Genomic DNA, 13,446 nt, shown 5'->3' on the forward strand with positions numbered 1-13,446 from the left:
ACCAAACGACCGGGCTCTTCCCCCCGAAGCCGAAGGCGAGGCGATCACACCACACCCCCACCCCAAAAACAATCAAGCGTGCATGCTTGAAAACTGTCCGCCGCCGTGCCACGGTGAGCACGTGGTGGAACTGAGCAGCGTGCTCGCGGACCTGCGGGCCGAGGGTGACGAGCTGGAGTCCTGGGTCGTCGGGCTCCCCCCGGACCGGTGGCGCGCGGCCACGCCCGCCGAGGGGTGGACCGTGGCGCACCAGGTCGCGCACCTGGCCTGGACCGATGAGCGGGCGCTGCTGGCCACGACCGACCCCGAGGGCTTCCAGGAGGAGATCCGGACGCTGGCCGCGCGGTCGCCGGACCCGCAGCGGTTCGTCGACCAGGGGGCGCAGGACGGGGCCGCGCTGGCGCCCGACCAGCTGCTCCAGCGGTGGCGCGACCTGCGGACGAGCCTGCACGACGCGCTCGCGGCGACGCCCGCGGACGCGCGGTTGGCGTGGTACGGGCCGCCGATGAGCCCGATGTCGATGGCAACCGCGCGGCTCATGGAGACGTGGGCGCACAGCCTCGACGTGGCGGACGGGTTGGGTGTCGAGAAGCCGGTGACCGGGCGGATCCGGCACGTGGCGCACCTCGGGGTGCGCACCCGCGACTTCGCCTACCTCCTGCGCGGGCTGCCCGTGCCGCAGGAGCCGTTCCGGGTCGAGCTGGCGGCGCCGGGTGGGGGCACGTGGGCGTGGGGGCCGGAGGACGCCGGGAGCCGGGTGAGCGGGCCCGCGCTGGACTTCTGCCTGCTCGTCACCCAGCGCGTGCACCGGGCGGACACCGCGCTGGTCGCGACAGGTGAGGCCGAGCAGTGGCTGGGCATCGCGCAGGCCTTCGCCGGCCCCCCCGGGAAGGGCAGGCCCCAGCGGTGATCCGCATCGGCAACGCCTCCGGCTTCTACGGCGACCGGCTCTCCGCCGTCCACGAGATGCTGACCGGCGGTGACCTCGACGTCCTCACCGGCGACTACCTGGCCGAGCTGACCATGCTCATCCTGGGCCGCCAGCGGCTCAAGGACCCCGCGGGCGGGTACGCGCGCACCTTCCTCAAGCAGTTGGAGCAGTCGCTCGGCACCGCCGTCGAGCGCGGGGTCAAGATCGTCGCCAACGCGGGCGGGTTGAACCCCGCGGGCCTCGCCCAGGCGATCCGCGAGCTGGCCGCCACCCTCGGCCTGGACGTCACCGTCGCCCACGTCGAGGGCGACGACCTGCTGCCCAGGGCCGCCGAGCTGGGCCTGGACGGCGCGCTCACCGCCAACGCCTACCTGGGTGCGTGGGGCATCGCGGAGTGCCTGGGGGCGGGTGCGGACGTCGTCGTCACCGGCCGCGTCACCGACGCCTCGCTGGTCGTCGGCCCCGCCGCCGCCCACCACGGCTGGGCGGCCACCGACTACGACCAGCTCGCCGGCGCCACCGTGGCCGGGCACGTGATCGAGTGCGGCGCGCAGGCCACCGGCGGCAACTTCGCCTTCTTCACCGAGGTCGCCGACCTCGGCCGCGCCGGGTTCCCCATCGCGGAGATCGCTGCCGACGGCTCGTCGGTGATCACCAAGCACGCGGGCACTGGGGGCGCGGTCACCGTCGAGACCGTCACCGCGCAGCTGCTCTACGAGATCCAGGGCCCCGACTACCTCGGCCCGGACGTCACCACCCTGTTCGACAGCATCACTCTCGCCCAGGACGGCGCCGACCGCGTGCGGATCAGCGGGGTGCGCGGCGGCCCACCGCCCGAGACGGTGAAGGTCTGCGTCAACACCCTCGACGGCTTCCGCAACAGCGCGACGTTCGTGCTGTGCGGGCTCGATGTCGATGCGAAGGCCGAGCTTGCCCGCGCGCAACTGGAGCAGGCAGTCGGCGCAGAGGGCCTGCACTGGACCCTCGCGCGCACTGACCACGCCGACGCGGACACCGAAGAGACCGCAAGCGCTTTCCTGCACGCAACCATCCGCACCCCCGACCCCAAGCGCGCCAAGGCGTTCTCCCGGGCCACGGTAGAACTAGCACTTGCCAGCTACCCCGGCTTCACCCTGACAGCGCCCCCCGCTGACGGGACACCGGTAGGCGTCTACCGCGCCGAGTACGTAGACCGCACACAGGTAGAAGCGGTGGCCGTTATCGGTGACGAGCGCAAGAGCATCCCCTGGGGCGACGCGGCGCACTACGAACCACGGTCAATCGACTACCCCGCTTCCATGACTGACTACGGCCCCACCCGCGCGGTACCGCTCGGCCGCGTCGTCGGCGCGCGTTCCGGCGACAAGGGCGGTGACGCGAACCTGGGGCTGTGGGTGCGCAAGCCGGAAGCCTTCGCGTGGCTGATGGGGGAGCTGACCGTCGAGCGGTTGCGCGAACTGCTCCCCGAGACCGCGGGACTGGCCGTCGAGCGCCACCCGTTCCCCAACCTCAACGCCGTCAACTTCGTCGTCCACGGCCTGCTCGGGCAGGGAGTGGCGGCGTCGACGCGGTTCGACCCGCAGGCCAAGGCGCTCGGTGAGTGGCTGCGCTCGCGCGTCGTGGACGTCCCGGAGGCCTTCCTGTGACACCCCTCGACCCTGTGACACCGCTTGAGTACGTGGACCCGTTCGCGACCGCGGAGCGCAAAGCCCTGCGCCAGACCGTCCGCCGCTTCACCGAGACCGAGGTGGTGCCCCACCTCGACGACTGGGAGCGCGCGGGCGAGCTGCCCAGGAGCCTGCACAAGTCCGCCGCAGCGCTGGGGTTGCTCGGCGTGGGCTTCCCCGAGGCCGTCGGCGGCGAGGGCGGGTCCCTGATCGATGCGATGGTCGTCGTCGAGGAACTGCACTACGCGGGTGCGTCCGGCGGGCTCATCGCTTCCCTGCTCACGTGCGGGATCGCGGTGCCGCACCTCGCCGCTGCCGCCGACCCCGACCAGGTCGAGCGCTGGGTGCGGCCCACGCTGGCGGGCGACAAGATCGGGTCGCTGGCGATCACCGAGCCCGGTGGCGGCTCCGACGTCGCGGGCCTGCGCACCACCGCCGTGCGCGACGGCGACCATTTCATCCTCAACGGTGCCAAGACGTTCATCACATCGGGCGTCCGGGCCGACTTCGTCACCACAGCGGTGCGCACCGGCGGGCCGGGCGCCCACGGCGTGTCCCTCGTCGTAGTGGAGAAGGGCACGCCGGGGTTCACCGTGGGTCGCAGCCTGGAGAAGATGGGCTGGCACTGCTCGGATACCGCGGAGCTGGTCTACGAGAACTGTCGGGTGCCGGTGGCACACTTGGTGGGCGAGGAGAACACCGGGTTCGTCCAGATCGCCCAGAACTTCGTGGCCGAGCGCATCACCCTGGCGGTGCAGGCGTACGCGACCGCGCAGCGGGCGCTCGAGCTCACCCTGGCCTGGTGCCGCGACCGCGAGACCTTCGGCAGGCCGCTCATCTCCCGCCAGGCGGTGCAGAACACCCTGGCGGAGATGGCGCGGCGGATCGATGTCGCCCGCACGTACGTGCGCGACGTCGCGGTGCGGCACGAGGCGGGGCAGGAGGTCACCGCCCAGGTGTGCTTCGCCAAGAACACGGCCGTGGAGGTGGGGGAGTGGGTCGTCCGGGAGGCCGTGCAGCTGCACGGCGGGATGGGCTACATGCGCGAGTCCGAAGTGGAGCGGCACAGCCGCGACGTGCGGATCCTGGCCATCGGCGGCGGGACCGACGAGATCATGACGATGCTGGCCGCCCGCAGGCTGGGCTTCACGGCGTGACGGAGGAGGTGCGATGACCAGGCTGCGGTCCGCGGTGGACACGACCACCGCGGAGTTCGCGGGCAACCGCGAGGCGATGCTGGCCAAGCTGACCGAGCTGGCGGCCGAGCACGCCAAGGCGGTGGCGGGCGGCGGCGAGAAGTACGTGGCGCGCCACCGCGCCCGCGGCAAGCTGCTGGCCAGGGAGCGGGTCGAGCTGCTGCTCGACCCCGACTCCCCGTTCCTGGAGCTGTCCCCGCTGGCCGCGTGGGGCACCGACTACACCGTCGGCGGCAGCCTCGTCACCGGCATCGGCGTCGTCGAGGGCGTGGAGTGCCTGGTCAACGCCAGCGACCCCACCGTCAAGGGCGGCGCGGTCAACCCGTGGGGCATGCGCAAGGGCTTCCGGGCGGCCGACATCGCCGCGCAGAACGGGCTGCCCACGATCAACCTCGTCGAGTCCGGCGGCGCGGACCTGCCCACCCAGAAGGAGATCTTCATCCCGGGCGGGCGCACCTTCCGCGACCTCACCCGCTCCAGCGCCGCCGGGGTCCCCACCGTGGCGCTGGTCTTCGGCAACTCCACCGCGGGCGGGGCGTACCTGCCGGGCATGTCCGACCACGTGGTGATGGTCAAGGAGCGGGCCAAGGTGTTCCTCGGCGGCCCGCCGCTGGTGAAGATGGCCACCGGCGAGGAGTCCGACGACGAGTCGCTGGGCGGCGCGGAGATGCACGCCCGCACCTCCGGCCTGGCCGACTACCTCGCCGTCGACGAGCGGGACGCGATCCGGCTCGGCAGGCGCGTGGTGGCCAGGCTCAACTGGCGCAAGAAGGGCCCGGCCCCGCTGGCCGACTACGCCGAGCCCGAGCACGACCCCGAGGACCTGCTGGGCATCGTCCCGGCCGACCTCAAGGTCCCGTTCGACCCGCGCGAGGTCATCGCCAGGGTGGTCGACGGCTCGGACTTCGACGAGTTCAAGCCGCTCTACGGCACCAGCCTCGTCACCGGCTGGGCCACCCTGCACGGCTACCCGGTCGGCATCCTGGCCAACGCCCGCGGCGTGCTGTTCTCCGCCGAGTCGCAGAAGGCCACCCAGTTCATCCAGCTGGCCAACCAGACGAACACCCCGCTGCTGTTCCTGCACAACACCACCGGCTACATGGTGGGCAAGGAGTACGAGCAGGGCGGCATCATCAAGCACGGCGCCATGATGATCAACGCGGTGTCCAACTCCCGGGTGCCGCACCTGTCGGTGCTGATGGGCTCGTCCTACGGCGCCGGGCACTACGGCATGTGCGGGCGCGCCTACGACCCGCGCTTCCTGTTCGCCTGGCCCAGCGCCAAGTCCGCGGTGATGGGCCCGGCCCAGCTGGCGGGCGTGCTGTCGATCGTGATGCGCCAGGGCGCCGCCGCCCGCGGCCAGGACTACAACGAGGAGCACGACGCGGCCATGCGGGCCATGGTGGAGAACCAGATCGAGGCGGAGTCCCTGCCGACGTTCCTGTCCGGCATGCTCTACGACGACGGCATCATCGACCCGCGCGACACCCGCACCGTGCTGGGCATCGCGCTGTCGGCCATCCACACCACCGAGTTCCACGGCGCCGAGTCCTTCGGCGTCTTCCGGATGTGAGCCCCCGATGATCACCTCCCTGCTCGTGGCCAACCGCGGCGAGATCGCCCGCCGCGTCTTCCGCACCGCCCGCGACCTGGGCATCACCACCGTCGCCGTGCACTCCGACGCCGACGCGGGCGCCCCGCACGTGCGCGAGGCCGACGCCGCCGTCCGGCTGCCCGGCAACACCCCGGCCGAGACCTACCTGCGCGCCGACCTGCTCGTGCGGGCGGCGCTGGAGGCGGGCGCCGACGCCGTGCACCCCGGCTACGGCTTCCTGTCGGAGAACGCGGGGTTCGCCCGCGCCGTCCTCGACGCCGGGCTCACCTGGGTCGGCCCGCCGGTCGAGGCGATCGAGCGGATGGGCTCGAAGATCGAGTCCAAGCGGCTCATGGCGGCCGCGGGCGTGCCCGTGCTCACCGCCGCCGAGGACACCGCCGAGCTGACCGACGCCGACCTGCCGCTGCTGGTCAAGGCCTCCGCAGGCGGGGGCGGGCGGGGGATGCGGGTGGTGCGCCGCGTCGAGGACCTGCCCGCCGAGCTGGCGGCGGCCCGCTCGGAGGCCGCGTCGGCCTTCGGCGACCCGACCGTGTTCGTCGAGCCCTACCTGGAGACCGGGCACCACATCGAGGTGCAGGTCATGGCCGACCGGCACGGGGTGGTGTGGGCGGTGGGGGAGCGCGAGTGCTCCATCCAGCGCCGCCACCAGAAGGTCGTCGAGGAGGCGCCGTCCCCGCTGGTGGAGCGCACCGCGGGCATGCGGGAGCGGCTGTTCGACGCCGCCCGCAAGGCCGCAGGCGCCATCGGCTACGAGGGCGCGGGCACGGTGGAGTTCCTGGCCGACGACTCCGGCCGGTTCTACTTCCTGGAGATGAACACCCGCCTGCAGGTCGAGCACCCGGTCACCGAGTGCGTCACCGGCTTGGACCTGGTGGCCCTCCAGCTGTCGGTGGCCGAGGGCACCCCGCTGCCCGCCGAGCCGCCCGCCGCCACCGGGCACGCGATCGAGGTCCGCCTCTACGCCGAGGACCCGGCCCTGGACTGGCGGCCGCAGAGCGGCACCCTGCACCGGTTCGAGGTCCCCGGGGTCACCGCGGAGTTCGCCGTCACCGGCGAGCGCGGCCTGCGCCTGGACTCGGGCGTGGAGCCGGGGTCGGTGGTGGGCGTGCACTACGACCCGATGCTGGCCAAGGTGATCGCCTGGGCGCCGGAGCGCACCGCCGCCGCGCGGGCGCTGGCGGGCGCGCTGGCCAAGGCCCGGGTGCACGGCGTGCGCACCAACCGCGACCTGCTGGTGCGGGTGCTGCGGCACCCGGCGTTCCTCGCCGGGGACACCGACACCGCCTTCTTCGACAAGCACGGCCTCGACGCGCTGGCCGCGCCCCTGGCCGACGAGGACGCCGAGGCGCTGTCGGCGCTGGCGGCAGCGCTGGCCGACGCGGAGGCCAACCGGGCCGCCGCGCGGGTGCTCGGCCGCATCCCGGCGGGCTGGCGCAACGTCGTGTCCCAGCCGCAGGTCAAGTCCTACACCGGCGCCGCGGAGCACGAGGTCCGCTACCGGGTCGACCGCGGCGGGCTGGTGGCCGACGGCGTCGAGGGCGTCCGGCTGGTCTCGGCCGCCCCGGACGCGGTCGAGCTGGAGGTGGCGGGCGTGCGCCGCCGGTTCGAGGTGGCCACCGCGGGCACGGGCGCGTGGGTCGACTCCGCGCTCGGCCCGGTCGCGCTGACCGCCGTCGACCGGTTCCCCGACCCGGCCGACCAGGTGGCCGCGGGGTCGCTGCTGGCCCCGATGCCCGGCACGGTGGTGCGGGTCGCGGTGGCCGCGGGCGAGGCCGTGGCGGCGGGCCAGCCGCTGCTGTGGCTGGAGGCGATGAAGATGGAGCACCGCATCGACGCGCCCACCGACGGCGTGGTGGCCGAGCTGCCGGTGGCGGCGGGCGACCAGGTCGACGTGGGCCGGGTGCTGGCGGTCGTGACGAGCAGCGCAGATCAGGAGGGGTCATGAGCTTCACCGAGTCCGAGGAGCGCCAGGCACTGCGCCGCGCGGCCTTCGAGCTGGGCAGCAAGTACGGCCACGAGTACACGCTCAAGGCCGCCCGCAGCGGTGGGCACACCACCGAGCTGTGGGACGAGGCGGGCGCCCTGGGGTACCTGGGCGTGAACGTCCCGGAGGAGTTCGGCGGCGGGGGCGGCGGCATCGGGGACCTGGCCGCGGTCTGCGAGGAACTGGGCGCGGCGGGCACCGGGCTGTTGCAGATGGTGGTGTCCCCGGCGATCTGCGCCACCATCATCAGCCGGTTCGGCACCGAGGAGCAGCGCAAGCGCTGGCTGCCCGGCTTCGCCGACGGGTCGCTGCGGATGGCCTTCGCGATCACCGAGCCGGACGCGGGCTCCAACTCCCACCGGCTCACCACCACCGCCCGCCGCGACGGCGACGGCTGGGTGCTCACCGGGCGCAAGGTCTACATCTCCTGCGTGGACGAGTCCTCGGCCATCCTGGTGGTCGGGCGCACCGAGGACGCCACGACGGGCAAGCTCAAGCCCGCCCTGTTCGTCGTCCCCACCGACGCCGATGGCCTGGAGTTCCACAAGATCGACATGGACGTCCTGGCCCCGGACAACCAGTTCCAGGTGTTCCTCGACGACGTCCACCTGCCCGCCGACGCCCTCGTCGGCTCGGTGGACGCGGCGCTGATGCAGCTGTTCGCAGGCCTGAACCCCGAGCGCATCATGGCCGCCTCCTACGCGGTGGGCATGGGCCGCTTCGCCCTGGACAAGGCCGTGGAGTACGCCAAGTCGCGCACGGTGTGGAAGGCCCCCATCGGCGCCCACCAGGGGGTCGCGCACCCGCTGGCGCAGGCCAAGGTGGAGCTGGAACTGGCCAAGCTGATGACCCAGAAGGCCGCGGCCCTCTACGACTCCGGCAACGACATGGCCGCGGGCGAGGCGGCGAACATGGCCAAGTACGCCGCGGGCGAGGCCGTGGTGCGCGCGGTGGACGCGGCCGTGCAGACCCACGGCGGCAACGGCCTGGCCAGCGAGTACGGCCTGGGCGCCCTGGTGGCCGCCTCCCGGCTGTCGCGCATCGCCCCGGTCAGCCGCGAGATGATCCTCAACTTCATCGCCCAGTTCTCCCTGGGCCTGCCCAAGTCCTACTGAGCCGCGCCCACCACCCGGCACTGCCCCCGACCCACCCACCCACCAGGAGGACGGCGACCACCGCGCAGGACAATGGCGCCGTCGGCCGTCCACCCCCGACGCAGCGCCGAGGAGCACCCGTGGTCGAGGCAGTCCGCGAACCCCGCCAGGACCGCAGCCGGGCAACCCGCCGCAGGCTCCTGGAGGCGGCCGTGGACTGCCTCGCCGAGGTCGGCTGGACCGGCAGCACCGTCCTCGTCGTCGCCGAGCGCGCGGGCGTCTCCCGGGGCGCCGCCCAGCACCACTTCCCCACCCGCGAGGACCTCTTCACCGCCGCCATCGACTACGTCACCGAGGAGCGCCTCGCCCACCTGCGCGCCAACCTCCCCAACCTCCCCCCGGGCCCCGACCGCACCGCCGCCGTCGTCACCACCCTCGGCGAGGCCTTCACCGGCAAGATGTTCAACGCCGCCCTCCACCTCTGGGTCGCCGCCGCCTCCGACCCCCACCTCCGCTCCCTCGTCCTCCCCCTGGAGGCGAAGGTCGGCCGGGAGACCCACCGCCTCACCCTCGCCGCCCTCGGCGTCGACGAGAAGACCCACCCCGGTACGCGGGAAGCCGTCCAAGCCACCCTCGACATGGCCCGCGGCTTGGGCCTGGCCAACCTCCTCACCGACGACACCCCGCGCCGCCGCAAGGTCCTGTCCCAGTGGACCACCATGCTCACCGCCGCCCTCACCACCCCCTGAGCGCCACCCTCCACACCGGACCCCCGCCCCCGCGCTGACCCACCCCCACAACCGAACCATCCGCGAGCAGCCAGCCCCACCAGACCGCTCCCCAAAGAACGGGCGCACAACCACCCACCCGGGCACGCCACCAAAATCCCGGTTCTTTAAAGGTCTGCGCAGCAGAACCCAGCTACAACCGCTCCAACGCGATCGGCAGGTCGTCCGCGGGCACCGGGATCGCCCGCGTGTCCCACACCAGCTCGTACCCGGCCGGGAACTCCCACCGGAACGTCCGCAGGACCGCGTGCAGCAGCACCTTCACCTCGTGCATCCCGAAGTGCATCCCCAGGCACTTGTGCGCCCCGCCGCCGAAGGGCATCCACGCGAACCGGTGCGCCTTGTCCTCCCGCCGCGCCTCGCTGAACCGCCGCGGGTCGAAGCGCTGCGGCTCGGTCCAGCACTCCTCCAGGTGGTGGCTGATCCCGGGGGTGACGAACACGAGGGTGCCCGCGGGCACGAAGTGGCCCTGCAGGTTGGTGTCGCGCACGGTGCGCCGGGGCAGGGTCGGCAGCGGCGCCACCAAACGCAGCGACTCCTTGACGACGAGGTCGAGCGAGGTCATCGCGGTCAGCGACGGCACGGTGGGCGGGTCGACCGACAGGCACTCGGCGCGGGCCTCGTCCTGCCAGTCGGGGTGGTGGCCGAGCTGGTGCAGCACGGAGGTGAGCGTGGTGGTCACCGAGTCGGTGGCGGCGATCATCATGAACACCATGTGGTTCACCACGTCGTCGTCGGTGAACATGTGGCCCTCGTCGGTGCGGGCCTGGCACAGCGCGGTGAACAGGTCGGTGCCCGTCGAGCGGCGGCGCTCGGCGACGCGGGCCCGGAAGAAGCCCTCCAGCACCCGCCGCCCGCGCACGCCCGCGGCCCAGCGGGTGCCGGGGACGGCGCGGCGCAGCACCGCCATGCCGGCCTGGGAGGTGGCCAGGAACGCCTTCTGCAGCGACGCCGACTCCTCCGCCGGGGCGTCCATGAACACCTCGGTGGCCAGTTGCAGGGTCAGCGCGTGCAGCTGCGGGTACACCGCGCCGGGGGTCCAGGTGGGCACGACGCGCTTGGCCAGGGCGTCGACGCGCTCCAGGTAGCCGTCGATGCGGGTGGCGGTGAACGCCTCCTGCATGAGGCGGCGGTGGTGCAGGTGCTCGTCGCCGTCGAGCAGCATCAGGCCGCGGTTGACGAACGGGCCGACGAACAGCTCCCACCCCGCCTGCGAGTAGGCCTTGTCCCGGTTGACCAGGACCTCCTGGGCGGCGTCCGGGCCCGCGGCGGAGACGATGCGGGTGCCGAAGGCGCGCACCCAGGACACCGGGCCCAGCTCGCGGTAGCGGCGCAGGGCGAAGTGCGGTTCGCGGAACAGCGACAGCGAGTGGCCGAGCAGCGGGGCGCCCGCGTCCCCGGGCACCGGCAGCAGGTCGCTGCCCGCCGGGGGCGCGGCCAAGTCGCTGACCGGCCACCTCCGGTCCGCCAGCCACTTGTCCAGCATCCCCGCCGCCATGTTCCCGCTCCCGCCGCCGAGCCCGACGACGCACCCTAGTCGCGCGGGGGCCCGCCGTGGGGCTCGACCCCGCAGAAGTGGTGTGATCCCAGGGGTCGGACCCCTACCGGGCCGGGCCCACCCCTGCCGGGCCCGCCCCCGCTGAGCCCACCCCCGCCGCCAGCACGACCGAGGCCAGCGCGGCGAGCTCGTCGGCCAGCCCGGGGCGGGCGGAGAACCGAGGGGTGCGCGGGATGTCGTTGACGATGGTCAGCGCCGCGTGCACCGTCACCCGCGCGCGCGGTTCGTCGAGGTCAGGGGCGACCGCGCGGAGCAGCCGCACCCACTCGGCGACGTAGCCGCGCTGCATCGCCCGCAGCTCCCGGCCGTCGCGCTCGGGCAGGTTGGCCAGCTCGGTGGTGTAGACCGCGATGAGGTCGTCGGAGCGCAGCACGGTGTCGACGTAGGAGCGGGCCAGCCTGCGCAGCGCGTCGGCGGGGTCGGCCGCGGCGGCCAGCGAGTCCTCCAGGCCCAGGGTGAGCCGGTCGGCCATCCGCCGGGAGGCGGCCAGCAGCAGGTCGGACTTGCCCGCGAAGTGCCGGTAGACGCTGGGCCCGGCGATGCCGGTGGCGGCGCCGATGTCCTCCACGCTCACCGCGTGGAACCCGTGCTCGCGGAACAGCCGGGTGGCCGCGGTCAGCAGCTCCTCGCGGCGCGAGGGCGGCGGGGCGACCCGGGTGCGCCAGTCGTCGTCGCGCGGGGTGACCTCGGGCAGCTCGGCGCGCACCACGGCCTCACCGAGGTCGGCCAGCAGCTCGGCGAAGCCGGTGCGCGGGCAGGCCCGGTGGTCGCCCACGCTGCCGAACACGCTCAGCGCCGCGAAGCACAGCAGCTGCGCCTGCCCGCGGTCGAGGTCGGGGCGCAGCGCGTGCAGCCCGGAGAGCCAGTGCCCGAGCAGCGCGCCGACCCGCCCGCGCAGCTCCTTCTGGTCGGCGGCGCCGAGGTGGCGGCCCTGCCAGCGCCACAGCGCGGTGAGCTGCCGCTGGTCGATCGAGACCCCGGCGGCGGCGTCGAGCACCGGGCGCAGCCTGCTGGCGGGGTCGTCGGCCAGACCCGCGACCGCGTCGCTGACCCGCCCGGCCAGCTCGTCGACCCCGGTGAGCAGCACGTGCCCGAGCAGGTCCTGCTTGCTGGGGAAGTGCCGGTAGAGGGCGGGGGCGGTGATGCCCGCGGCGGCGGCGATGTCGCCCACCGCGACGGCGTGGTAGCCGCGCTGGGCGAACAGGTCCGCCGCCGCGCGCGCCAGCAGCGCCTTGCGGTTGCGCGGACGTGCCCCAGCGGTCACCAGCCGTTCCCTCCCGTGACGTTGCGATAGCCACCATAGGCAGCACCCGCGACGTTGACAAGCTGCGGATTCGGGGCATGATGTGAATCGTCATTAGCGCACACGTCGACGTCGGAAGGACTGGACGAGCGTGAGTACCGAAGCCTTCATCTACGAGGCGATCCGCACGCCGCGCGGCCGCGGCAAGAAGAACGGGTCGCTGCACGGCGTCAAGCCGATCTCGCTCGTCACCGGCCTCATCGACGAGCTCAAGACCCGCAACCCGGACCTGGACCCGGCCACGATCGACGACATCGTGCTGGGCATCGTGTCCCCGGTCGGCGACCAGGGCTCGGTGCTGCCGCGCACCGCCGCCATCGCCGCGGGCCTGCCCGACACCGTCGCCGGCGTGCAGCTCAACCGGTTCTGCGCCTCGGGCCTGGAGGCGGTCAACACCGCCGCCGAGAAGGTCCGCTCCGGCTGGAACCAGCTGGTCATCGCGGGCGGGGTCGAGTCGATGTCGCGGGTGCCCATGGGCTCCGACGGCGGCGCCTGGGCGATGGACCCGGAGACCAGCTACCACAGCTACTTCGTCCCGCAGGGCATCAGCGCCGACCTGATCGCCACCACCGAGGGCTTCACCCGCGAGGACGTCGACACCTACGCGGTGGAGTCGCAGAAGCGCGCCGCGGCGGCGTGGTCGGCGGGCTACTTCACCAAGTCCGTGGTGCCGGTCAAGGACCGCAACGGCGTGACCCTGCTCGACCACGACGAGCACATGCGCCCGGAGTCCACCGTGGAGGGCCTGGGCAAGCTCGGGCCGTCGTTCGCGGGCATCGGGGAGATGGGCGGCTTCGACGCCGTGGCCCTGCAGAAGTACCACTGGGTCGAGAAGATCGACCACGTGCACACCGCCGCGAACTCCTCCGGCATCGTCGACGGCGCCGCGCTGGTGCTCATCGGCAACGAGGAGGCGGGCCGGGCCGCGGGCCTGACCCCGCGCGCCCGCATCGTCTCGGCGGCGGTGACCGGCGCCGAGCCCACCATCATGCTCACCGGCCCGACCCCGGCCGCGCAGAAGGCGCTGCGGCTGGCCGGGCTGACCCCGGACGACATCGACGTCTGGGAGCTCAACGAGGCCTTCGCCGCGGTGGTCCTGAAGTTCATGAAAGACCTGGACATCCCGCACGAGAAGATCAACGTCAACGGCGGGGCGATCGCCATGGGGCACCCGCTGGGCGCCACCGGCGCCATGATCACCGGCACCGTGGTCGACGAGCTGGAGCGCCGCGGCGCCCGGCGCGGCCTGGTGACGCTGTGCATCGGCGGCGGCATGGGCGTGGCGACCATCATCGAGCGAGTCTGAGGCA

General features: G+C 73.3%; 10 protein-coding genes. 8 read left to right on the forward strand and 2 right to left on the reverse strand.

Features of this window, described 5'->3' with window-relative positions:
* Positions 1–121 precede the first annotated feature (121 nt).
* From BJP25_RS03175 to BJP25_RS03205, 7 genes are all read left to right on the forward strand, one after another.
* Positions 122–910 (forward strand): TIGR03084 family metal-binding protein, encoded by a 789-nt coding sequence (locus BJP25_RS03175; protein ID WP_075973245.1) that lies wholly within the window; start codon positions 122–124, stop codon positions 908–910.
* The gene (locus BJP25_RS03180; RefSeq protein ID WP_075973246.1) at positions 907–2,577 is read left to right on the forward strand and encodes an acyclic terpene utilization AtuA family protein; all 1,671 of its coding nucleotides are present in this window, start codon (positions 907–909) and stop codon (positions 2,575–2,577) included. Before BJP25_RS03175 ends, BJP25_RS03180 begins: the two co-directional genes overlap by 4 nt.
* A 32-nt stretch (positions 2,578–2,609) precedes the next feature.
* Entirely contained in the window at positions 2,610–3,755 is a 1,146-nt protein-coding gene (locus tag BJP25_RS03185; RefSeq protein WP_075973247.1) for an acyl-CoA dehydrogenase family protein, read from the forward strand.
* 13 nt (positions 3,756–3,768) lie between these two features.
* Complete coding sequence (locus tag BJP25_RS03190; protein ID WP_198943322.1) at positions 3,769–5,367, forward strand: acyl-CoA carboxylase subunit beta; 1,599 nt, start codon at positions 3,769–3,771, stop codon at positions 5,365–5,367.
* Between the two features lie 7 nt (positions 5,368–5,374).
* Positions 5,375–7,354 (forward strand): acetyl/propionyl/methylcrotonyl-CoA carboxylase subunit alpha, encoded by a 1,980-nt coding sequence (locus BJP25_RS03195; protein WP_075973248.1) that lies wholly within the window; start codon positions 5,375–5,377, stop codon positions 7,352–7,354.
* A complete protein-coding gene (locus tag BJP25_RS03200; protein WP_075973249.1) occupies positions 7,351–8,508 on the forward strand; it encodes an acyl-CoA dehydrogenase family protein in 1,158 nt (385 codons plus the stop codon). Before BJP25_RS03195 ends, BJP25_RS03200 begins: the two co-directional genes overlap by 4 nt.
* Positions 8,509–8,627: 119 nt before the next feature.
* Positions 8,628–9,236 carry a TetR/AcrR family transcriptional regulator gene (locus tag BJP25_RS03205; RefSeq protein ID WP_075973250.1) on the forward strand — a complete coding sequence of 203 codons (609 nt, stop codon included), beginning with the start codon at positions 8,628–8,630 and terminating at the stop codon, positions 9,234–9,236.
* Between the two features lie 172 nt (positions 9,237–9,408).
* Here BJP25_RS03205 and BJP25_RS03210 read toward each other — a convergent pair whose 3' ends face one another.
* Positions 9,409–10,773, reverse strand: coding sequence for a cytochrome P450 (locus BJP25_RS03210; RefSeq protein ID WP_198943323.1), 1,365 nt, complete (start codon positions 10,771–10,773; stop codon positions 9,409–9,411).
* Positions 10,774–10,876: 103 nt separating this feature from the next.
* On the reverse strand, positions 10,877–12,097 hold the full coding sequence (locus BJP25_RS03215) for a TetR/AcrR family transcriptional regulator (protein ID WP_233157887.1): 1,221 nt from the start codon (positions 12,095–12,097) through the stop codon (positions 10,877–10,879).
* 130 nt (positions 12,098–12,227) lie between these two features.
* Between BJP25_RS03215 and BJP25_RS03220 the strand changes: the two genes are divergently transcribed.
* Complete coding sequence (locus BJP25_RS03220) at positions 12,228–13,442, forward strand: acetyl-CoA C-acetyltransferase (RefSeq protein ID WP_075973252.1); 1,215 nt, start codon at positions 12,228–12,230, stop codon at positions 13,440–13,442.
* The last annotated feature ends 4 nt before the right edge of the window (positions 13,443–13,446 follow it).

The organism is Actinokineospora bangkokensis, assembly GCF_001940455.1.
GTDB lineage: Bacteria > Actinomycetota > Actinomycetes > Mycobacteriales > Pseudonocardiaceae > Actinokineospora > Actinokineospora bangkokensis.